General features: G+C 54.6%; 12 protein-coding genes. 5 read left to right on the forward strand and 7 right to left on the reverse strand.

The genetic code is table 11. The features are described from left to right. Positions 1 to 150: 150 nt before the first annotated feature. The 3 genes from RBR60_RS11360 to RBR60_RS11370 all read right to left on the reverse strand — a co-directional run bounded on the left by RBR60_RS11360 (position 151) and on the right by RBR60_RS11370 (position 3464). Positions 151 to 1644: a sigma 54-interacting transcriptional regulator gene (locus tag RBR60_RS11360; RefSeq protein WP_320356835.1), complete on the reverse strand. Its 1494-nt coding sequence runs from the start codon at positions 1642 to 1644 to the stop codon at positions 151 to 153. Positions 1645 to 1851: 207 nt separating this feature from the next. Next, positions 1852 to 2715 (reverse strand): C40 family peptidase, encoded by an 864-nt coding sequence (locus RBR60_RS11365; RefSeq protein WP_320356856.1) that lies wholly within the window; start codon positions 2713 to 2715, stop codon positions 1852 to 1854. A gap of 170 nt (positions 2716 to 2885) precedes the next feature. After that, the gene (locus RBR60_RS11370) at positions 2886 to 3464 is read right to left on the reverse strand and encodes a VOC family protein (RefSeq protein WP_320356836.1); all 579 of its coding nucleotides are present in this window, start codon (positions 3462 to 3464) and stop codon (positions 2886 to 2888) included. 453 nt (positions 3465 to 3917) lie between these two features. Between RBR60_RS11370 and RBR60_RS11375 the strand changes: the two genes are divergently transcribed. Beyond that, positions 3918 to 5717, forward strand: coding sequence for an acyl-CoA dehydrogenase (locus RBR60_RS11375; RefSeq protein ID WP_320356838.1), 1800 nt, complete (start codon positions 3918 to 3920; stop codon positions 5715 to 5717). Positions 5718 to 5972: 255 nt separating this feature from the next. Here RBR60_RS11375 and RBR60_RS11380 read toward each other — a convergent pair whose 3' ends face one another. Continuing rightward, complete coding sequence (locus RBR60_RS11380; RefSeq protein WP_320356840.1) at positions 5973 to 7433, reverse strand: monomeric [FeFe] hydrogenase; 1461 nt, start codon at positions 7431 to 7433, stop codon at positions 5973 to 5975. A gap of 166 nt (positions 7434 to 7599) precedes the next feature. Between RBR60_RS11380 and RBR60_RS11385 the strand changes: the two genes are divergently transcribed. The 3 genes from RBR60_RS11385 to RBR60_RS11395 all read left to right on the forward strand — a co-directional run bounded on the left by RBR60_RS11385 (position 7600) and on the right by RBR60_RS11395 (position 12240). After that, entirely contained in the window at positions 7600 to 8238 is a 639-nt protein-coding gene (locus tag RBR60_RS11385) for a flavodoxin family protein (RefSeq protein WP_320356842.1), read from the forward strand. 392 nt (positions 8239 to 8630) lie between these two features. Continuing rightward, positions 8631 to 10334: an NAD(P)H-dependent oxidoreductase subunit E gene (locus tag RBR60_RS11390; RefSeq protein WP_320356844.1), complete on the forward strand. Its 1704-nt coding sequence runs from the start codon at positions 8631 to 8633 to the stop codon at positions 10332 to 10334. A gap of 4 nt (positions 10335 to 10338) precedes the next feature. Further along, positions 10339 to 12240 (forward strand): NADH-dependent [FeFe] hydrogenase, group A6, encoded by a 1902-nt coding sequence (locus tag RBR60_RS11395; protein WP_320356846.1) that lies wholly within the window; start codon positions 10339 to 10341, stop codon positions 12238 to 12240. A gap of 81 nt (positions 12241 to 12321) precedes the next feature. Here RBR60_RS11395 and purT read toward each other — a convergent pair whose 3' ends face one another. From purT to RBR60_RS11410, 3 genes are all read right to left on the reverse strand, one after another. Beyond that, a complete protein-coding gene (purT, locus tag RBR60_RS11400) occupies positions 12322 to 13623 on the reverse strand; it encodes a formate-dependent phosphoribosylglycinamide formyltransferase (RefSeq protein WP_320356848.1) in 1302 nt (433 codons plus the stop codon). 131 nt (positions 13624 to 13754) lie between these two features. Further along, a complete protein-coding gene (gene satP, locus RBR60_RS11405) occupies positions 13755 to 14318 on the reverse strand; it encodes an acetate uptake transporter (protein ID WP_320356850.1) in 564 nt (187 codons plus the stop codon). Between the two features lie 492 nt (positions 14319 to 14810). After that, complete coding sequence (locus RBR60_RS11410; protein ID WP_320356852.1) at positions 14811 to 16229, reverse strand: sigma-54 interaction domain-containing protein; 1419 nt, start codon at positions 16227 to 16229, stop codon at positions 14811 to 14813. 550 nt (positions 16230 to 16779) lie between these two features. Here RBR60_RS11410 and RBR60_RS11415 point away from each other — a divergent pair. Continuing rightward, on the forward strand, positions 16780 to 23028 hold a 6249-nt coding region (locus RBR60_RS11415; protein WP_320356854.1), incomplete at its 3' end, for a polyketide synthase.

A 23028-nucleotide genomic window follows, 5' to 3' on the forward strand; every position in this document is an offset into this window, starting at 1 on the left:
ATGTCCTCCTTATGAACGTTTTCATGGGAAAGCCTTCAAAAGCCTCTTCAGATGGCAGAAAACGATACACCATTCACAAGGTCTTTGCAAAGCATGGCAAGTTCCCCAAAGCCTGTCCCCCCTGCTCGTGCCTGAATTTTTTGCGGCCCATCAGGAACCGGGACTGGGCGCGACCTGAAGAGCCTTCCATCCATCCACGTATTTTTTCACCGTACGCCGATCCAGCCCCGTCTGTCGGGCCACTTCTTCATAGGTTCGGGAAGCTTCATAGCGACGGGCGCAATAGGCCATGAGAAGCTCCTGAGCCGTAAGAGCGCCGGTGGCAATGCCTTCCAGAATATGGTCATCCAGAGATGCCGGCCTTCTGCGGGACTCGCCTTCATAGGCGGAGGTCAGCAGAATGCGGCGCACCGCCTGCTCCAGCTCCCGCACATTGCCAGGCCAGGGATATTCAGGCCCCAGCCGTTGCACAAGGGCGGTTTTGGCCATGGAGGCCAGTTCCGGTGACGGCACCCCCACCAGGCGATTCACGGTGTGCGCTAAAAGGGCGTCCAACTCCCCCGGATCTTCCCGAAGACGCTGGCGCAGGGGCGGAACCACGATGATATCCGAGCAAAGTCTGTAGTAAAAATCATCCCTGAAAACCCTTTCCCGCAGATCCCCAAGGCTTTTGTTCGTGGCGGCGATCACCCGGCCATGGAAGCGCAGGGCCTCGTGGCTGCCCACGGGATAAAAGATTCTCTCCTGAAGAACATGGAGGAGTTTGATCTGAACCGGAGTGGAAATTTCTCCGATTTCATCCAGAAAAATAGCTCCATGGGGAGAACACCGGGCAAAAACCCCCTTGAAATCTTCCACAGCTCCTGTGAAAGAGCCTTTCTTATGGCCAAAAAGCTCCGATTCCATGAGACTTTCCGGAAACTGGGAAAGGTTCAGTGGCACAAATGCCACGGTGAAACTTTCCACAAAGCGTTCTTTCTCCGCATCAAAGGGAATATAGCCAGACCTTCCGATGGCCGCCGCAGCGCTGCCTTTGCCCGTACCCGTTTCCCCGAGAATAAGGGTGGAGAAATCTTCCATGCGGTTCACAAGATAACGTTCATACAGGTCAAGGCTCTGGGTAAAAACATTATTCCAAAGACTTTCCCGGAAACGCTTCATGGATATGGAGCGCCCCAGAAGACTGCGATCAATGAAGTGGTAAGCCCGGCGGAGCTGGAAGGCCAGCTCAAAGGTATTTTTGGTTTTAAGTCCCCGTTTTTGCAGCAAAGCCAGGGCTTCTTTGGTGAAAGGCACGCGCACAGGGCCTGCACCCGCCTCCATCTGGGCTTCAATGAGGGCATCAAATTTTCTGCGAAAGGTATAAAAAAGCTCGAAAAGAAAGGTGGTGCGCAAAAGGACCTTATCCCGACCTTCGTAGGCGTCCAGACTGGCGCGCCCTTCCTTTTCCAGAAGGGCGATTTTCCGGGAAACTTCCTCCACCATGCGCCGGATGCGTTCTTGCTTTTCCATTTCCGGAAAAACACCGGCGATGGATGCGTCCAGAGCGCTCCTGGCATCACTGAAAGGGTTGGTCATACCGGCCTTAAAAACCAGCTCAAAAAAATTACGTTCTGCGTCGCTCAAGTGTTTTCTGGGGGGCATGGTTTCTCCATATGAAAGGCGGGCATAGATATCCGGAAACCCCTTGGCTTCTCAGGCTTTCAGGCAATGAATGTAGGGCATGGATCACAGAATGTACAGAACAGATGTCTTCTGAAAAGGAAGGGAAAACCTGGCAGGCTGAGCTCATCTGCCGGAAGGTCTAAACAAAACAAGGAGGACTTGAAAAAGCCGGAGGTGGACTCCGGCTCAGAAATATCGGCGCGCACCTTTAAAGCGGGATCTGAAATAGGTCTCGGACAAAGCCGCTTCACGGATATGCTTGTTTCTCCCCGGCGCATGGATGAATTTTCCATCACCGCTGTATATACCCACATGATCGATACGTCGGGGGTTGCGGATACTGAAAAACACCAGATCCCCCTTTTCCAGGCTGTCAAGGCCCACAGGGTCTCCGGCCAGAAACTGGTCTGCGGAACTGCGGGGCAGCTCCATGCCATGAAGCTGGTAGACTGTCATGGTCAGGCCACTGCAATCAAAACCCGTTTTGGAAGAGGTACCCCCCCAACGATAGGGCGTCTTGATAAAAGCCTGGGCGGTTTCCACCAGCCGGACCTGCAACTGCCTGCGCAGATCAGGGGAAGGAGGCTCCGAAGAGGCCGTGACAATGAAAAAGGATTCCAGCACATCCTGGTTTCTGAGGGTTTCGGCGTACTCACGGGCGCTTTTTCTGGAATCAAAAATCCCAAAACGCACCTTATAATACTGATCCTCATCCAGAAGGACATAGGCATCCACCCCTTTTCGGATCAGATAATCCGCAAAGGCCTCGGCACGTTCGCCGCTGGAAAAAACACCCGCCTGGACTGCGTATGGGAACAAGGCCCTGGATTCTGTTTCCGCAGGCTGGGAGGGAAAGGGGAAAGCTGCGGTCTCAGCACAAACCTTGGCCTTTGAAGGCGGAGTCGCCACCAGAGGCGGATCCGGCGGGGGTGCCAGAGGAGGCAGGGGAGGAGCAGGCGTCGCACACCCCAGGGCCACAAACGCAAACGCGGGAAAGATTCCCACCCGGCGCAGTCCCGAAAGGCGGGCAAAAAACCAGGCCCTCAGCATGACGGGCACCACAGTGCAATCTTCTTGAAGAGTAAAAGCGTGAAATCGGACATGCCAAACAAAATCCCAAAAAACGTTTTTGTTTTTCCAGGCATTTTCCAGAAAATGCGCCTGGGATTTTCAGACGTTTTTAAAGTCCATGGCCGCACAGACATGCGGAATCTGTTTTTTCACCCACCCAGCACATCCTTTCCCTCTCCGGGGTAAAGGACCAGCTCCGGAATATTCTCCGGATCCGGAAAGCGGTGATGAAGGGGCAAAGGGCCTTCGGCCACCTGCGGAGGCGGATTTTTTTCCGCCAGCACCGGATGGGCTCTCAGATCCACATCCTTTACGGGAACGGAAAATTCCACAGCAATATGGTTGGGGTCAAAGGTATAGATGGAGTGGATGAACCCGTGATCCACGGCTTCGGAAACCCAGATGCCCGCCGCTTCAAGCCTCGCCTTCATGCGGGCGAGGTCCGCATCGCTCTCCATGCCGATGGAAACATGGTCAAACCCAAAAGGTCCTTTGACCGGTACGCCATGATCCTTTTCTTCAAGGGCTTCCACCTCAGACCATTCAAAAAATGCCAGAGCCGTGGTTTCTGAAATGGAAAAAAAATACTGGCGATAGCCCTTTCTTCCAAAACCCAGAAAAAGGGGAAGCCCCACAAGATCCCGCCAAAAAAGAATGGTGGCTCCCAGGTTCCGGGTTGCCAGGGCCAGGTGATGGATGCCTGTAAATTTGAAGACGCTTGGGTCCATTGGCGTTCTCTCCTTGTACGAGCCTGGTTTTTGGGAGGAATCCTGACCGACTGCTCTCATGCCTGCCCTGGGATCCTCTCTCCCGCCCCCCTTTCCATGGGCAGGATGCCTGGGAAAGTCGATCCGGTCAAGGGGAAGAAAGACCTCTTGAACCTGGCGGCCCTTATATCAGAATTCGTTTGAAAATCAGATAGCCAAATCTTTTTTTGAATCAATATTCTGAATTTTGAATAAAGATTATTGCGCTGAGGTGCAATAGTATGATTTTAAAGCAGAGCGGTATTCTGATTCATACCAAGCCTCGGTTCTGCACCTGCCAACCCGAGGCACATCCATAGAGATTCACCGGTTTCTCCATCAGAAATCCTTGCCGGTTTTCAAAAAAAACATGCACCAGGGCAAAGGATCCTGATGAGGAACACCCAACAGACATTCATAAGGAGAAGTTTCCCAATGGCCCAGCTGATTGCCGACCGTCGTGATGTGGATTTTGTACTCCATGAACAGTTCAATGTGACAGACCTTGCCCAGCATGAAACCTTTGCTGATTTTAATCGCAAAACCATAGACCTCATTGTCACCGAAGCCAGAAATCTTGCCATCAAGGAAATCCTCCCCCTTCAGAAGATCAGTGACGCGGGCTGCGAGTTTGATGCGGGCGTAGTACGTGTTCCCGAGGCCTATCACAAGGTGTACAGAAACTATCTGGACGGCCAGTGGCTGGCCATGGGGGATACGCCGGAGTGGGGAGGGCAGGGCATGCCCAAGCCCGTATGCCTTGCGGCCAGTGAGTATTTCCACGGTGCCTGCAACTCTTTCATGCTCTTTCACATGGCCACCCATGGCGCAGCCCGGCTCATCGAAAATTTCGGAACAGAAACCCAGAAAAATCAGGTGCTGAAAAACATGTACGCGGGCAAATGGTCCGGCACCATGCTTCTCACCGAACCGGACGCAGGCTCCGACGTGGGTGCCCTCAGCACCGTGGCCAGACGCAATCCCGACGGCACCTACTCCCTGTCCGGCTCCAAGATCTTCATCTCCGGTGGCGAGCAGGACATGGTGGAAAACATCATCCACCCCACCCTGGCCCGCATTGAAGGGGCTCCCGAAGGCACCCGCGGCATCTCCCTTTTCATGGTGCCCAAATACCGCATCAATGCCGATGGCTCCCTTGGAGAATTCAATGATGTGGTCTGCACAGGCATTGAGCATAAAATGGGACTGCACGGCAATGCCACCTGCTCTCTGACCCTGGGAGGTAAGGGCCAGTGCATCGGCACCCTCATCGGTGAAGAGAACAAGGGCATGGCTGCCATGTTCCACATGATGAATGAAGCCCGTCAGATGACAGGGCTTCAGGGTTTTGCCAACGCCACCACCGCCTATATGTATGCCCTGGAATATGCCCGCCAGCGCATTCAGACCAAGCACATGACCGATCCTGCTGATGCCGGGCCTTCCGCCATTATCCGACACCCGGATGTACGCCGCCAGCTCATGATCATGAAAAGCTTTGTGGATGGCATGCGCAGCCTCATTTACTACAATGGCATGATCCAGAACCGCTGCCAGCTTTCCGACAGCCCGGAAGAAAAGGAAAGGCTTAAAAACATTGAAGAGGTGCTGACCCCCATCATCAAAGCCTACATCACGGATAAGGCCTTTGAGGTCTGCTCCCATGCTGTGCAGGTATATGGCGGTTACGGCTATGTGGAAGAGTATCCCGTGGCCCAGCTTCTGCGTGATGCCCGTGTTTTCCAGATCTATGAAGGCACCAACGGCATCCAGTCCATGGACCTTGTGGGCCGCAAGATGGGCATGAAAAAAGGGGCCGCCTTCATGGCCTACCTGGAGGAAATCCGCAGCATCATTGAGCAGGCCCGAAGCATGGACACCCTCCGGCCTCTGGCGGAAAATCTTGAAAAGCTTCTCAATACCTACACGGAAACAGCCATGGTTCTGGGGAAGGCCGCAGCCAGCGACAAGGTACTCAATGCCTTTGCCTTCACCCATCCCTTCCTGGAAGCCACGGGGGATCTCACCATGGCCTGGATGCTCCTGTGGCGGGCCGTTGTGGCGGAGCCCAAAATCGGCCAGAAGAAAAAGGACGATGCCTTTTACAAAGGCCAGGTCACCACGGCCCGCTTCTTCATCAATACCCAGCTTCCCGTCACCGCAGGCAGACTGGCTTCCATCCGGGCCATGGATGGCGCTGCCATTGACATGGAGGATGCGGGTTTCGGCGGCTGATGTCTGAAATTCCCAGGGAAACGTAATCGATATTTTCGTTTCCCTCATTGAAGCAGGAAAAAAACGATTCATATCCGCAGGGGCAGGCCCAGGGCCTGCCCCCAGGCTTCATTCAGGAAAACCGCAGAACCCCAGGCACAAAATGAGAGCCTGGCAGAACGGCCGTCACAGTCAGAACCCGCTGAACCTGAAAACCTGGAGCCACCCGTCTGCCTCCTTTCCGTCTCTTTCCCTCCTCCTGCCACCAGATCTTTTTCATAAGGATTCAGAGGCACTCCCGCTTTCCACATATTTTTTCAGCTGGCCTCCCGCAATTTTCGGGTGGGTCAGCACCAGAGGCCCGTTGATGCACCCCCCTGCACAGGCCATGACCTCCACAAGGTTGGCATCGGTCGGGGTTTTTCCGGAAGCCGCCCGGCCATAGGCCTTCAGGGCCTTCATCCCGGCCTTATCCAGCCCGTTGATCACCCGAACCTTCAGGGTTTCCGGATGGGCCAGCCTGTTTTTCACGGCATTGGCAACACCACCGGACTGGGCAAAATTCCTTCCGTCTCCACTGGGCTGAATCTCAGGACAAAGAGCCTCCATGGCTGAAACATCAATCTCTTTTGCCACAAAAAAGGCCCCGATCTCTTCTGCGGAAAGCACATAATCCACATAAGGGTCGTCAAACCCCTCCTTTCGCTTGGCAAGGCAGGGTCCGATGAAAACCAGAATGGCTTCCGCATCTTCTTCTCTGGCAAGGGCCGCAGAATAGTGCATGGGGGATCGGGTCTCAGAAATAAAGGGAAGAAGCTCCGGCACATAGATTTCAATGGCGCGCACATAGGCCGGACAGCAGGAGGTGGTCATGAGGGTATCCCCGTGTGCCATGCGCTCTTCAAACTCAAGGGCTTCCTTTTTGGCCGTAATATCCGCGCCTAGGGCCACCTCAAGGCTCTTATGAAACCCCGCCCTGCGGAAGGCTGCCTCCAGCTGCCCGGGCGCTGCCCGGAACTGGGCAGCAATGGCCGGAGCATAGAGGGCCACAACCCTTTTTCCCTCCATGATATGGCGGACCACATCCACAAGCTGGCCCTTGTCCACCATGGCCCCAAAGGGACAATCCCGCACACAGGCTCCGCAGAAGATGCATTTGCTGTAATCGATTCTTTCCTTTCCCTGGGCATTCTTGCTGATGGCGTTCACAGGACAGGCTTCTTCGCAGGGTACAGGAATCTTGATGATGGCATGGAAGGGACAGTTTTTTTCACAGAGTCCGCAGTTGATGCAGCCTGCATCGTCAATGAGGGCTCTGCCGTTACGGATATGGATGCATTTTTTAGGACAGTTGGTCATACAAGGCCTTGCGATGCAGGCCTGGCAGGCATTGGTCACCATATAGCAGGCACGGATGCAGGCGTTGCAGGCATCGTCCAGAACAGTCAGCATGGGTTCTGTGGGCTTTTCCCGTGTCAGAGCCTCGGCGGCATAGGCGGAGAGCTCTTTTTCCTCATCATAATTTTCAATGCTGTGACCCAGGCGGGCAATGATGCGCAGGCGAAGTATCTCCCGGTCGTGGTGGACGCAGCAGCGAAAAGGCTCCGCATGCAAAGGAAGCATTTTTTTAGGAAGGGAGTGGATGGCTTCCGTGAGTTTTCCCGCAAGCTGGTATTCTGCAATGCGGATGAGGATTTCCCGCTTGATCTGATTGGCCTTGTTGTTGATGTTCAGCACCGCATATCTCCTGTGTCCTGAAAACCCCTCAGGGCTTCAGGTTTTCTCGCCATCTGTGTAAAAAGTCGGTTATTGACGCCCAGGCGCCGATGGCACAATATAACCTGAAATTTTCCGGATGGGAAACAAAGGGAAAAACATCATTGCAGGCAAAGGAGAAAAGACCATGATGAAGGTTGTTGCATTCAACGGAAGCCCCAATAAACAGGGAAACACCTGGCATGGATTGCGGATGGTGGCCGATGTCCTGGAAGAAGAGGGCATCAGAACCGAGATCATTCATGTGGGTAACAAGGCCATCCGGGGATGCCTTGCCTGTGGCCAATGCGCGAAAAAGAAAAATGAAGAGTGCATTCAGACCGATGATCCGGTGAATGAATGGATTCAGCTCATGAAAGAAGCTGACGGCATCCTCTTGGGATCTCCGGTGCATTTCTCCGCCATTGGCGGAACCATGAAATCCTTCCTTGACCGCGCCTTTTATGTTTCAGGGGTTAATCAGTCCATGCTGCGGCACAAAGTCGGGGCTTCGGTGGCAGCGGTACGCCGCAGCGGCGGACTTCCCACCTTCAATCAGCTTAACAATTTCATCTGCTACTCGGAGATGCTCATGCCTGGCTCCAATTACTGGAACGTGATCCACGGCACCCTGCCGGGCGAGGCGGCGCAGGATGCCGAAGGGGTGCAGATTATGCGTATGCTCGGTAAAAACATGGCCTGGCTCATGAAACTGGTGGCCCATGGAAAGGGGGTTTTCCCCCCGCCGGAGCGGGAAGATAAAATCAAGATGAACTTTATCCGCTAAGCCTTCCAGCAAGCGGTGGTCCCATGGCAACCTGGAAGAAGACAGGTGCGGCCTTCGGGATCCCTATGTTTCTCGATGGGTATACGGGGCGGCCCTGCCAAAGGGGACCGCCCTTTTTTCAGGCGATCTTTTCAAATATTCTTCAATTTTTTTCAACGGTTCCGTTTTTCAGGCGTTTATTTTTTCTAAAAGGCATGTTAGGCTTCTCCATCCTTACAGATTCAGTTTTTTTCTAAAGCTCCCCTCCCCGCATACCAGGCCCGGCCCTGCAAGAGGACAGTGTAAAAATTGTTTTTTTCCCCTTACCACGGATTTTTCCCTTCAACCAACCCCCAACCCCCTGAAACCACATCCCAATCGCCTTAAACCCTTTTTCAGAAGGAAGGCCGAACATGATCCAGACGCCCGCCGTGTCAAAACCCATCCCTGGCAGTCCGGAAAACGTTGTTTCTTCCCATACCTCCCGATCCGTACTTTTGCCCGAACTGCTGGCCATTCAGAAGAAAAACGGAACCATCACAGAAAAGGATGTCCGGGACCTGGCCCAGGGACTGGGCATACATCCTGTGGAAGTGTACAGCGTTGTGCGTTTTTACTCCCTGTTTCACTACGACAAAGGGGCAAAGCACATCATCCGCATCTGCAGGGGCCTTGGCTGCGGCATGAAAGAAAAAAAGAAATGGGCAGAAATCTTTGAAAAAACGCTGGGAATATCCGTAGGACAAACCACGGCCGATGGCGTCTTTGGCTTAGAATACGTATCCTGCCTCGGCCTCTGTGACCACGCACCGGCCTTTATGGTGGATGACACCCTCTACACCGACTGTGCGCCCGAAGAGGTGAGCCACATCCTGCATACACACCGGAGCGCAGGGAAACGACCGGATTTCTGTGCCTGGGAAATCTTTGGACACGCGGCCCGGTCAGGCCCTGTGCTCTTCGCCCCGCACGAAGACTGGAGTGGGCTGAAAAAGGCCTTTCAGCTTGGCAGAAAGGCGGTTGTGGAGGAAGTTCTGCATTCCGGCCTGCGGGGACGCGGAGGAGCCGGATTTTCCACAGGCCTTAAATGGCAGATGGCTCTGGATGCGAAAGCGCCTTTGAAATATGTGATCTGCAATGCGGGTGAAGGGGAACCCGGCACGTTCAAAGATCGGATTCTCCTTACGGAGTATGTCCGGAAAGTCTTTGAAGGCATGCTCATTGCCGGGTTTGCCACGGGCGCCTCCCAGGGGATTCTTTATCTGAGGGGCGAGTACGGCTGCCTGCTTCCGGGTCTTGAATCTTCCCTTTCCAGGCTTCGGGAAGACCAACTGCTGGGTTCCTCGGTTCTGGGGAAAAAAGATTTTCATTTTGACATCCGGGTACATCTGGGATCCGGAGCCTATGTCTGCGGTGAAGAAACCGCACTCATCGAATCCTTGGAGGGAAGACGGGGAGAACCCCGCAATCGTCCGCCCTTTTCCGTGGAGGTGGGGTACCAGGGCGCGCCCACCCTGGTCAACAATGTGGAAACCCTTGCCAGCCTGCCATCCATTCTCGTCCACGGAGCATCCTGGTTCAAGGGACTGGGAACCGCACAATCCTCAGGAACCAAGCTTCTCAGCGTTTCCGGAGACTGCGGCGCCCCTGGGGTGTATGAGGTGGAATACGGCGTTTCCATAGGAGATATCCTGGACATGGTTCAGGCAGACAAGGCCAAGGCTGTTGTGGTGGGAGGCGCTGCGGGCTCCTGCCTGCCCAGGAAAAGTTTTCACCGTGTACTCGGATATGAAGATGCCGCAACCAGCGGCGCTTTCATCATTCTGGGGCAACACCGGAATCTTCTGGATATGGCGGAAAATTTTCTTCAGTTTTTTCAGGAAGAATCCTGCGGTCAGTGCACCCCCTGCCGGGAAGGAATCGGGTTTCTCCTGGAAAGCCTGCGGACCATCCGCCAGAGGGGGCTTGAGGCCAGTCTTCTCGAAAAAATCCTTTCTTTATCCGAAACCATGCGTCTGGCTTCCAAATGCGGACTGGGACAGACGGCATCCAAGGTTTTTTCCGATGTCCTGAATCTCTTTCCCGAGGAATATCAACGGATCACGGTGGAGGTATAAAGCCATGACAAACCAAGCCCTTACCGAAAAAATCTTCCCTCAGTCCACCAACCCCGGTTCCCAGCCCTTTCTCAATGGGGTGAACCCGGAAGGCCAGGTAGCCCTGAACATTGACGGCATCAGCCTGTATGCACCCAGGGGCGTAACCATCCTTGAAGCCGCCCGCAGTATCGGCATTCGCATTCCCACCCTCTGCCACCACCCGGACCTCTGTTTCACAGGCGTCTGCAGAATCTGTCTTGTGGAAGTGGAGGGCCAGCGCACACTCCAGGCATCCTGCGCCTATCCCGTTTTCAGCCCCATCCGTGTGAAAACCTGGTCTCCGGCCATCCGAAGGGCGCGCAGGAATATTCTCAGCCTCATGCTGCGCAACCACCATGGAACATGCTATGCCTGCACCAAAAACACGCGCTGCGAGCTCCAGGCCCTGTGCATGGAATACGGCATCACAGACCATGCCTTTGGCCATCAGGAAAGGCCCCGTTACGAAAAAGACCTCTCCTCCCCCGTATTGGTGCGGGACATGGACAAATGCATCCTGTGCCGCAGGTGCGTGCGAACCTGTATGCATATGCAGGGGGTGGGGGTTCTGGAGGTTTTGGGCCGGGGGGAAGAAAGCAAAATCGGAACCTGTTTTGATCTGCCCATGGCCGCCTCCCTCTGCATTCACTGCGGCCAATGTGTGAACCGTTGTCCCACAGGTGCCCTTCATGAAAAAAGCGACACAGCCGAGGTTTGGAAAGCGCTGGAGACCCCGGAAAAGCACGTGGTGATCCAGACCGCTCCGGCTCCCCGTGTGGCCATCGGAGAAGCCTTTGGCTGCCCTCCCGGTGTCTCTCTTACCCATAAGCTCAATACAGCCCTCAAACACATGGGCTTTAACAAGGTCTTTGACACCAATTTCACCGCAGATCTCACCATCATGGAAGAAGGCACCGAGCTTTTACTCCGGCTCAAAAAAAGATACGCAGACCAGGATACCCGGGTGAAGCTGCCCCAGCTGACCTCCTGTTCTCCGGGATGGATTCAGTACATCGAATCCTTCCATCCTTCCTGCCTTGACTATCTTTCCACAGCCAAAAGTCCCCAGCAGATGTTCGGCGCTCTGATCAAAACCTGGTATGCGGAGAAGATGGGGCTGAATCCCCAGCATATCGTCTCGGTTTCACTCATGCCCTGCACGGCCAAAAAATTTGAGTGCGAACGGCCGGAAATGCGGGCCTCGGGATACAAAGACGTGGACTTTGTCCTGACCACCCGGGAACTTGCGGCCATGATCCGGGAAGGCGGCATGGACTTAACCCTGATGGAAGAAAGTTCTTTTGATGATCCTTTGGGCATAGGCTCCGGAGCCGGACTGATTTTCGGTGCCACAGGCGGGGTGATGGAAGCAGCCATTCGCACGGCCTACGAGATTGTAACCGGGGAAGAAGTGCCCTTTTCCGGGCTTCGCGTGGAGCCTGTGCGGGGGATGCAGGGAATCCGGCGGGCGGAGCTACCCATCCTGAAGGCAAAAAAACCCTGGAAATTCCTCGAAGGCCTCAGCCTCAAGGTCATGGTGGCCCATGGCATCAGCCAGGCAAGGCAGATCCTGGCGATGCTTTCCCGCGGAGAGCTGGAGGATGTGCATTTCATTGAAGTAATGGCCTGTCCGGGCGGATGCCTTGGCGGAGGCGGACAACCCATTCCCACCAGCCCGGAAATCCGGGAAGCCCGGGCGCGGGCCCTGTATCAGGAAGAGGAAAATCTCGCCCTGAGAAAGTCCCACGAAAATCCCGTGGTGCAGGCCATTTACAAAGAATTTCTCACCGATGGTCCCTGCGGCTGCCTCAGCCACAAACTGCTGCACACCACCTATGGAAAACGGGAACCTCAGGCTGAAACCTCAGCCCCTGGAAAGGCATGAAACAAAGGACAAAGCGACTCCAGAACCCAGAGACCTTCTTATGGAGTCAGGACAAGATCCGGGCTCTGGAGATCGCTTTTTCTATCCCCGGATGGAAGCCACAATGTCCCTGGCTTTTTTCCTTGCAGCTTCCACAGCATCAAAGACCAGGGCCACAGCCATGCGTCGGCCCACATGGCTGACGGGTTTTCCGAAAATGCGGATAAACGCATTCTGGGAAAAGGCCGTATCCGGCACTTCCAGCATGGGCAGAGACGCTTTTTCGCTGCTTTTGAATGCCGCACTGGCTCCCGGCCCGTAAAAAACAAAATCCAGGGGCAGCCCCAGAACCGCCCGCACATGCAGGGCAAACTCACTCTGACTCTGGGTGATGAGGGTGACCATGCCCGTGTCATGGGGCCTTGGGCTGACCTCGCTGAAATAGACCTCATCCTTGCTCACGAAAAATTCCACCCCAAAAATTCCCCTGCCTCCCAGACCCTCGGTGATGGTTTTCGCCATGGCCTGGGCTTTTCTGAGGACGGCTTCCGGCATGTCCATGGGCTGCCAGCTGAGAACATAATCCCCGTCTTCCTGAATATGGCCTATGGGTTCGCAGAAGACCGTCTCCTTTTCCGTACGTGCCGTAAGCAGGGTGATTTCATAATCAAAATCCACAAAGGCTTCCACGATCAGCTCGCTGGCATCCCCTCTGGCTTCCTTGGCGTGCTCCCATGCCCGGGCCACATCCGCTTCACAACGGATAACACTCTGGCCGTGGCCTGAAGAACTCATCACAGGCTTGACCACGCAGGGAAGGCCCAGCTCTCCGGCTGCGGCTTTCAGCTCCCCATGGGTTTTCACAAAGCGGTAGGCGCTTGTCTTAAGCCCCAGCTCCTTTTCCGCAAACTCGCGGATGTTTTTGCGGTTCATGGTTTTTCTCACCGCCTCTGCGTTGGGGATCACATGAAATCCCTCTTTTTCAGCATCCTCCAGGGCTTCAATGCTCAGGGCTTCAATTTCCGGAAGAATAAATGCAGGTTTTTCCCGGCGGATCAGATCGAGAAGCGCTTCTTTGTTTTTCATGTCAATAACATGGGAGCGATTGGCCACAAGATGGGCCGGGGCATGGGGATAGGAATCCACAGCCACGGTTTCAAGGCCAAGGCGCGCTGCCTCAATCACCACTTCCTTGCCCAGCTCGCCACTGCCAAGGAGCATGATTTTCATGCTCCTGCTTTTCAATGGGGGTGTGAATAGCATGATTTCCTCTGTGTTGAGATGAAAGATGAAAATGCAGGGGGTTTCATGGTCCGCTCCCTCTCCTGATTCTGGATAAAAAATCAGAACAAGGACGCATGATCCCAGGGTCCCAGCCGCCTGGGGCTGGATCTGTTTATACATGGGCCCTGGCTCTTTTGCCACAAGGATGGATTCAGGCTGAAAACACACTTCATGAGGATGGAAAGGAACAAGCCGGAAAAAAAGGGGGGTGTCCTCCGGAAAAGTATTCCCGGAGGACGGGGGAGGAGGATCTAATGTTGCCCAACAGGCAGGACGGCTTTGCCGTATTGTTCATTAAGAACTTCTGCCATGGCGAGATAAATGGCGCTTAAGCCACAGATAATACCTTCAAAACCGGCAATTCTGCCGATCAGCTCGGAACCAGTCCAATCCTTGATGGCCAGCAAGAAGAAAAGCAGGGTCAGGCTGCCAAAGACAAACTGAAGCCCCTTGTTCGATTTGAGCGTTCCGAAAAACATGAAAAGCGTGAATACTCCCCAGAGAAAAAGATACCATCCCATAAAAATCGGCGGGGTTGGCTCCGCCCATCCCATGGTGGGCATGAGGATCAGGGCCACAAGGGTCAGCCAGAAATGTCCATAGGAGATAAAAGCCGTAACACCAAAGGTGTTGCCTTTTCTGAACTCCAGAATCCCGGCGATGATCTGTGCAAGACCGCCGTAAAAAAGCCCCATGGCAAGAATCATGGAACTGATGGGGAAAAAACCCGCATTATGGATGTTGAGTAAAACGGTGGTCATGCCAAAGCCCATAAGCCCCAATGGGCCAGGATTCGCCAAGGTATCACTCTTCATGAATCAAACGCTCCTTCCTGCAAAAAAGATCTGTTTTTTTATCCTTTCGGGTAAGGCCTTCCCCACCCGATGCGCCAACCCCTGCGAACTCTTTTCAGATCTCCCGGATCCGTTCCGGGTCTCCGTTGTTTCTTGCCAGGCCAGCGGAAATGGCAAGTCTGTAATGGGGGATAGCAAAGGGAGTGCCAGTCTCCTTTTTCAAAAAGAAAAAAGGTCTTGCTTCTTTTTTTATAAAAAAACGTCCAAAGCCTTTGTCCATGGGCGTTCAAAAGGAAAAGGGAAAAAGGAGAGATCCTGGGGGGAAAACAATTAAAATCTTGAATTCATAGAAGAATGAAAACTACTCCTGCTGGAGAAATCTTTTCTCAGGCTTAAGAAAACAAAGCTTTGGCGCGCAAAAAAATCCATCCGGAATGAGCCATAAATGTCACAGAATTAAAAAATATTTAAGATAAACACCTAAAAATAAAGCCATATACCACAATGTGCCACCTATGTCTCATCCTGAGCCTTTTCCAACCCATACCTTTCCATTTTCCGAAACAGGGTACGCCGGGAAATCCCCAGGGCCTGGGCCGTATGAATCCGATGCCAGCGGTTCTTCTCAAGGGTTTTCACAAGAAGATTTTTCTCAAAACGCTCCAGGGCCTCATTCAGGGAAAGTCCATCGGAGATGGGTTCTTTTTCCGCAGATCCAACTTTTCGACCCCTGCCCGTAAAATCGACCTGCTTGAGGGTCACATAACGGCGAAGGACGTTTTGCAGCTCCCGGACATTTCCCGGCCAGTTGTAATTGTAAAGGGCCTCGATATCCCTTCCGGGTAGGGCGTCAATGTTCAGGGTGGATCCCAGGGTACTCAGAAAGTGATCCACAAGCAGGGCCAGGTCTTCTTTTCTTTCACGCAGGGGAGGAATGGTCACGGGAAGCACATAGATTCTGTAAAAAAAATCTTCCCTGAACCTGCCGATATGCACTTCTTCATACAGATTGCGGTTGGTGGCGGCGACAATTCTGAAATCCGAGTGCTTCACCTCAGTGCTGCCCACCTGTGAATAACCGCCCCCATCAATGGCCCGGAGGAGCTTCACCTGCATCCCGAGGGAAAGTTCCCCCACTTCATCGAGAAAAAGGGTGCCTCCGTCTGCTTTGTCGAGAAAACCTTTTTTCTCCGTATGCGCGCCTGTAAAAGCGCCTCGGGTATGGCCGAAAAATTCTGTTTCGATGAGCGTTTCAGGAATGGCCCCACAATTGACAGCAACAAACTGCCTGTCTTTACGCTCACTGATGTCATGGATGGCCCTGGCCACCAACTCCTTGCCCACACCAGACTCTCCCACAATGATCACGTTGTCCGATGAGTCCGCTGCTTTGAGAATAAGATCGTACACCTCCTGCATTTTCCGGCTTTTACCGATGATGTCGCAGAATCTGAAACGTTCCTTCATGGAGGATCGTAAAAGGTTGTTCTGCTGTTGCAGGGCTTCTGACTCCTTTCTCATCTGGATTTCCCAGAGCTTCTGCTGGGTGATGTCCTGAATCGTGGTAACCGCTCCGCTCATCCTGCCTTTGCTGTCAAAGACCGGAGCGGCAAGAAAATAAATGTATCGGGCTTTACCATTAATATTCTCAAAAAAATCAGTAGCTTCCCATGCGTGGGGGACAATTTCAGATTTTGCCGGATTCTTCCCTTCATAGATCTCGAGAAACTTCTCATAATCCTGCTCAATGATGAGGTCGGCCAGAACGGGCCGCTTGTACTCATAGAAAACTTTCCACTGAAAATCCGTTCCGATCATCTCGCGGGCAGGAATCCCGAATAACAATTCGCAGGCCTTATTCCACACCACAACCCTATGATCCAGGCCAATGGCAAACTGCGCAATGGGCGTACACTCCAGCAGGTTCAGCATGTAATTCCCATCCTTTCCTGAAAAATCCCCAGACCCTGACCAGGCAGGCCCACTGAGCACAGGGCCTGGCCCCCTGTAAAAGGCCTCACTCCTATTCTTTACCATGTGCTGAAACAAAAACCAGACCCAGGCCGCTCCTGTCCTCTGATTTCACCGTTTTGCAAGCCGGGTCATTTTTTTCACGGCATCCCAATTTTTTCTGCCCCCATCCCGATCCAGGCTTTTTCCATGGGCCAGACCCAGGGCCTCCAATCATGTCCATTTACTGAGCATACCCTATCACAGAATGTACACACACAGAATTTATCAAGGGACAATCCGCCCCCTGCCCGCAATCCGCTTCACCCATGAATCCCTTTGATTTTAAACCGTTAAGTCATGCCCACCCCCCCTTCTCCCCCATCTTTTTCATTCTCTGGCACACATCCTGCTGAAGGCCCTGTTCCGGTTCCCCGTGAACAGGGAGACCCCTTTATTTTTACCCATCCTTCCGCAACATTCGGGCCTTACAATTTTTTAAAGGCCCCGCCATAAAGGAGAAAAAAAACCCATGCAGAGACTACTGGATTCCCGCCTTCCCCTGCTTGCCTGTCTGCCCCAGAAAGTTTTCAATCTCAGCTACATGGAAAGCCTGCACAGGGCAGGGGCCCTTCCGGTTCTGGATGCGGAGTTCATGGACACAGAAACTCTTCTGGAGGCAGGCAGGACGCTGGATGAAAAAAACATCCTCTTTGCCATCCGGGTTCCCCTTTCCCGAAAAGACCTTTTGGAGAAGCTTAAAAAAAATCCCCCCCGGTATCTGGAAGCCCTTATTTTTTCCTATGATTTTGAGGATGCCTTAAAGAATCTGGATCTGAAAGCCTGGCCCGTCAAACGTCTTCTGGAGATCAAACACACAGGCCACGGCCCGGAGCTTTCCCGCATGGGTGTTCATGGGCTGGTCTTGAAGGGCCTTGAGGCCGGAGGCTCCGTTTCCCGGCACACGGCCCTCATTCTCATGCAGGAGTATCTTGAGGCAAGTAATCTTCCCCTTTTTATCCACGGAGGGGTGGGCATGCACACGGCAGCGGGTTTTTTCAGTGCAGGAGCCAGCGGCCTTGTGCTGGATGCCCAGCTCTGGCTCTGCCGGGAATCTCCCCTTGGGGAGAATTTCCGCAAACTTCTCCATGGCATGGAGGATCTCGACACCCTGCTGCTGGAAGGCCCGGAAGGTTCCCGCTACCGCTTTTTTGCAAGGCTCGGCACCCGTGTGGCCCAGGATCTGAAAAAGCTGGAGCCCCGCTTTGTGCTGGGTGCGGATCAGAAAAGCGAAGAAGCCCGCATCCTTTCTGAAACCCTGAAGGAAAAAATGGCCGATCTTTCCGATGGGTCTGCGGAAAGCGTGCAGAGTCTTTTTTATCTGGGGCAGGATGCCGTGTTTGCAAGGCATTTTCTTCGCAGGGGCGACGGTGTGGAAGCCATGATCCACGGGCTTTTTGAGGAAGTGAGAAAAAGCCTTGCCGTTTTAGAAACGGCCGACCCCTTACGGGCCGGGAGTCCCCTTGCGATGGAGCACGGGGTGAGGTACCCCATCATGCAGGGCCCCATGGCCAACATCAGCGACAATGCGGACTTTGCCGAGAAGGTGGCAGAGGCCGGAGGCCTCCCCTTTTTTGCCATGGGCAGCCTGCCTGTTCCACTGGCGGAAACCATGCTGGAGAAAGCTTCGGAAAAGGGCATTCCCTGCGGTGCGGGGCTCATCGGCATTGAGGCCTTCAACCGCCGCCTTGCGGAACACATGGACCTTACCCGCAAATTCAACATTCCCTTTGCCCTTATCGCAGGGGGAAGCCCCGCCCAGGTGCGGGAGCTGGAAGCCTCCGGTATCCGCACCTACCTGCATACCCCCGCCACCCGCATGCTGGAAAACGCCCTTGTCGGCGGGGTGTCCCGTTTCATTCTGGAAGGTACGGAGTGCGGCGGCCATGTGGGCTCCCTCTCAAGCCTTGTGCTCTGGGAAATGGGCACGGAGCTTTTGTCTCAGCTGGAGGATGCTGCATTACAGGAAAAAACCCTTGTGTATGCAGGGGGCATTTCCACGGAAGCGGCCTCCCATTTCATCTCCGGCATGGCGGCAGGTCTTTCCCAAAGGGGCCTTAAGATCGGCATTCAGGTGGGCACGGCCTATCTTTTCACCCGTGAGATTGTGGAAACGGGCGCTCTCCATGCCCGGTATCAGAAGGAAGTGCTGCACCAGAAGGAAACCCAGGTGATTGGCCGCACCGTAGGCCTTCCCTCCCGCACGCTGGCCAGCCCCTTTTCCCTCAGAATGCGGGAGCTGGAGCACAGCCGCATGGAAAAGGGCGATCCCCTTTCTGAGCGGAAAGATGCCTTTGAAAAGGACAACATGGGCTCCCTTCTCATTGCGGCCAAGGGAATGGTGCCGGATTTTTCCGGAAAAAGTCTCGAATGCGAGATGCTTAAAGAAGAGGACATCTTTGAAAAGGGCAACTTCTGCGTGGGCGATTCCCTGGTCTTCTTCCAAGATACCTGCACCATAAAATCCATTCACGCTCATCTTTTTGAGAACAAGACGGCCCTGCGGCGGCATCTCGACAGTCTGGAACGGCTCACCCGGCCCGATGGGGAAATTTATGATGAAATCGCCGTGGTGGGCATGGGCTGTGTGCTGCCGGATGCTCCTTCGCCAGAGGCTTTCTGGGAGAATATCTTACACCGCCATGTTTCCATCCGGAAGATGGAGGAAAGCCGCCTGCCGTCCCTCTATGTGAGTGAGGATAAAGGTGCGGAAGATAAAAGCTACACCTCGGTTGCTGCTGATGTTCGGGGTTTTACCTTTGATCCGGTCACATACGGGCTGGATGCCAAAACCGGAGCCCGCCTTTCCCGCAGTCAGCAGCTGGTTCTGGAAGCCGCGTATCAGGCAGCCAACTCCGGTGGATTTTCTGTGCAAAACAGTAAGGGGAGTAAAACCCTTCCTTTAGAAACGCCTGTGATTCTTGCTTCCTGCCTTGGCAATGAACTCACCCATGATCTGCACATGAAATACTGGACTCCGGAAATCCTTTCTGTCCTGAAAGACCTGCAGGAGTTTGAAGCCCTTGAAGAAGGGGAAAAGGCCGCTCTGGTGAAAGAGATCAGAGAAAGCCTTGCGGGAAAATTCCGCAATGAGCCGCCGGATACGGCTGTCCTCAACATCGAGGCCAGCCGGGTAGCCGCCTGCCTGGGAGTGGAAGGCCCCAACTATCTCATCGACGCGGCCTGTGCCACCAGCTTTGCGGCTTTAGACTGCGCCATGCAGGAGCTTCTTTCCGGCAGGGCCCAGGCGGCCATCGTGGGAGGCATCAATACCAATCTTGCTCCGGAAACCTTTGTGGGCTTTTCCAAGATGGGCGCTTTGTCCGCCCAAGGTTCCTGGCCCTTTGACGGCCGGGCCGACGGCTTTGTGCTGGGCGAAGGGGCTGTGGTTTTTATCCTGAAGCGCATGCGGGATGCTATGGCCGAAGGGGATAAAATCTTTGGCGTGATCCGGGGTATGGGGGCCAGCTCCGATGGCAAGGGCAAGGCCATTGCCGCTCCCAATGTGAAGGGGCAGATACTGGCCATGGGCCGGGCCTTTGAAAACATGAAACGGCCCGCTTCGCCCGAGGCCGTCACCTTTCTGGAAGCCCACGGCACCTCCACCCGCATGGGCGATGCGGCAGAACTTGAAAGCGTGAAGGGTTTTTATGGCAAAAACCCAAGCCTTGGGGTGAGTTCCGCCAAAAGTCAGGTGGGCCATCTTCTGGGAGGGGCCGGAGCCGCAGGACTTTTAAAGGCTCTTCTGGCTCTGAACCACCGTATCCTTCCGCCCAACGGGGATTTTGAGGAACTGGGGCCGGTGCACGATCTTTCGGGAACGGGCATCTTTGTGGTGAAGGAGGCCTCTCCCTGGCCTTCAGAAAAAGATCAGCCGCTACTGGCTGCGGTCAGCGCCTATGGCTTCGGAGGCATCAACTACCACTGCGTGCTGGAAGCCCCCACCCCAGATTACAGGCCCCTTAAGCGGGAGGTGTTTCCCGACCTTTCCTTTGATCCCAATGATCAGCGCATCGTGGTGGCGGGCATGGGGCTGGTGCTGCCCGGAACCGGGGATGAAAAAAGCTTCATGGAAACCATGGCTTCGGGAAAAAGCCTTCTCACGGAAAAAGCCCATCTGGGCTTTGATGCAAAAACCTATGCGGAAGAAGACAGGGAATACCGCATTCCCTTTCTCAAAGCCGGTCTGTGCAGGGATTTCACCTTTGATGCCATGCGCTTTCGCATTCCGCCCAAAAGCCTTGCCTTCATTGACAGAGGCCAGCTTCTGGCCCTTACGGCGGCGGATCGGGCCATCCGTGGGGCGGGTCTGGAAGAGGCGCTGAAAACTCCTGCCAACCGGGTCGGGGTGATGCTGGGTGCCATATCCAGTACCCGGCATGTGGAAAACATTCTCCGCATCCGCCTTGATTTTGTGGCGGCCTGCATGGAAAAAACCAAGGGCCTTTCTCCGGAAAAAAGCGCAAAGCTGGCGGAAGCCCTGACCGCTGTCTTCCGCAAACGGCTGCCGCCCAATACGGAAGACACCACACCGGGCCTGCTCACCAATATCGTGTCCGGCAGGGTGGCCAATGTGCTGAACTGCAACGGCCCCAATTTCACCGTGGATGCGGCCTGTGCCTCTTCGGGCTTTGCCCTGCGGGCAGCCATGATGCACCTTGTGTCCGGCCGCTGCGATTATGTGATCAGCGGTGGGGTGGATTCGGCCTTTTATCCTGCGGCCCTCCTCGTTTTCAAGCGTCTGGGCCTGCTTTCAAAGGACGGCACCCGCTTCTGGGACAAGGGCAAGTCTCAAGGGGTGAACCTCTCGGAAGGGGCTGCGGTGCAGGTGCTCACCACCTATGGGAAAGCAAAGGAAAAGGGGCTTCCCATTTTAGGAGAAATCCGCAGCATTGCCATGGCCTCCAGAGCGGGAGAAAGTGTTTTCGCCCTTTCAGAAAATCTGCTGGCAAGGGAAATGCGGGCAGCCTACCGGGAAGCGGGCATGCTGCCTTCGGACCTGCACCACCTCGATCCCTTCGGCTTTGGCCACAGAATTCCGGACAGCATGGAAAAACGGGCCGTGCACATGGGCCTTGACGGTGCCTCCGGCATTTCCTTTGGCAACATCAAGCCGGAATACGGGTATTACAAAGGAGCCAATCCCGCCATTATCCTTTCCCGGCTCCTTCTCATGCAAAAAAACAGAAAAAGACTGCCCCACCACAGCTTTGATCCGGAAACCACCCTCATGGAAGCGGGCGGTCCTCTGGTGAGCCCGGATGCGGCCGAAGATCTTGGCCAGATGCGAAGACCGGCCCTTGCCACCAACCTCCATGGCTTTGGGGGCAACCATGGGCATATGGTGGTTTCTGCCCTGCCGCCCTTCCTCCGGAAAGAAGAGGCCGGAAAAGAAGAAAGGCGGACCGATTCCCTGCAGCCCTCTCTGGTCCTGCCAGCCACCCTTAGCGGGATGTCCGTGCTCCTTTCCGGTCAGGGAGCCCAGAAGGTGGGCATGATGAGGGAGCTCTACGGAGCCTATCCTGAAATCCGCAGCCTCGGGGATGGGGCGGAAAGGCTCTTTCAGGCAAAACGGGGAAAAAGTCTCTTACGCCTGATGTTTGAAGGAAAGGGCGGGGATCTCAACCACACGGAAAACACCCAGCCTGCGGTATTTCTGGCCTCTGCCGCCATCCACAGCCTGCTTGTGAAAAAGGGCCTGAAACCCGATGCCTGGCTGGGCCACAGCCTTGGGGAATATACGGCCCTCTTTGCCTCCGGCGCTTTAGATTTTGATGCGGCCTTTTCTCTGGTGCTCGCCCGCTCTTCTCTGATGCAGCGGGCCGCAGGAGATTTTCCCGGCAGCATCATGGCCGTCTTCAAAGGGCCGCAGGAGGTGGCGGATCTGATTGCGGCCTTCAATGCCGAAGGGGTGTACATCGCCAACAAGAACGCCCCCGGCCAGACCGTGGTTTCCGGCGAAAAAACGGCCATGCTGCGCTTTGGGGAGTTTCTTACCCAGAAAAGTGTGCTTTTCCGCAAACTGAACCTTTCCGGAGCCTTTCACACGCCGCTCTTTGCCGATGCCGCCAAAGGCATGGCCAAGGCCCTCGCTCCCCTGCGTTTTCAAACTAAAGCCTTGCCCCGCATCATCTCCAACGTCACGGCAAAACCCTATCCCGAAGATGAGAACGCGGTGAAAGAACTCCTTACCCGGCAGATGGTTTCTCCCGTGGAGTTCATGGAAGGGGTGCGTCACCTCTATGATCAGGGCTGCCGCTCCTTCCTTGAGGTGGGGCCGGGCAATCTTCTGGCCCGTCTGGTGGACAGCCACCGCCTGGAAGGGCTGGATCTGCGCTCTGCCATTGACCCCAAAAAGGGTGAAACCGCCAGCATGGAGGCCCTGCTCGTAAGTCTTGGCAGTAAAAATTCCCTCTCTGAAAAAAGAGAGACACCGCCACAGCCCAAGAACCATACCACCGGAAATCAGACCCAAGTCAGGGGAAATGCCGCCATGAAAAAGGATCAAACCCAAGGGTTTGCCGCGTTTTTAGAGGCCAACCGCAGCCGCATGGAAGCTGCCCTTTTGGAGGAATATGAGAAAGAGCAGGAAGGCCTTCGCCTGAAAGCCTATGAAAATTTTGGTTTCTACACGGGTGCCGTTTCCATTGCAGGGGTTTCCGTGGGTCTTCCCGGAAGCGGCAGGGCCGTTTTTTCCGATGATCATTTTGAGAGCCTCATA

The sequence above is a fragment of the Desulfobotulus sp. genome (assembly GCF_034006065.1).
Classification (GTDB): domain Bacteria; phylum Desulfobacterota; class Desulfobacteria; order Desulfobacterales; family ASO4-4; genus Desulfobotulus.

Excerpts from the sequence above, each read along its gene's own strand:
- RBR60_RS11360 (WP_320356835.1), bottom strand. The coding sequence starts at position 1,644 with ATGCCCCCCAGAAAACACTTGAGCGACGCAGAACGTAATTTTTTTGAG.
- RBR60_RS11365 (WP_320356856.1), bottom strand. The coding sequence starts at position 2,715 with ATGCTGAGGGCCTGGTTTTTTGCCCGCCTTTCGGGACTGCGCCGGGTG.
- RBR60_RS11370 (WP_320356836.1), bottom strand. The coding sequence starts at position 3,464 with ATGGACCCAAGCGTCTTCAAATTTACAGGCATCCATCACCTGGCCCTG.
- RBR60_RS11375 (WP_320356838.1), top strand. The coding sequence starts at position 3,918 with ATGGCCCAGCTGATTGCCGACCGTCGTGATGTGGATTTTGTACTCCAT.
- RBR60_RS11385 (WP_320356842.1), top strand. The coding sequence starts at position 7,600 with ATGATGAAGGTTGTTGCATTCAACGGAAGCCCCAATAAACAGGGAAAC.
- RBR60_RS11390 (WP_320356844.1), top strand. The coding sequence starts at position 8,631 with ATGATCCAGACGCCCGCCGTGTCAAAACCCATCCCTGGCAGTCCGGAA.
- RBR60_RS11395 (WP_320356846.1), top strand. The coding sequence starts at position 10,339 with ATGACAAACCAAGCCCTTACCGAAAAAATCTTCCCTCAGTCCACCAAC.
- purT (WP_320356848.1), bottom strand. The coding sequence starts at position 13,623 with ATGTATAAACAGATCCAGCCCCAGGCGGCTGGGACCCTGGGATCATGC.
- satP (WP_320356850.1), bottom strand. The coding sequence starts at position 14,318 with ATGAAGAGTGATACCTTGGCGAATCCTGGCCCATTGGGGCTTATGGGC.
- RBR60_RS11410 (WP_320356852.1), bottom strand. The coding sequence starts at position 16,229 with ATGCTGAACCTGCTGGAGTGTACGCCCATTGCGCAGTTTGCCATTGGC.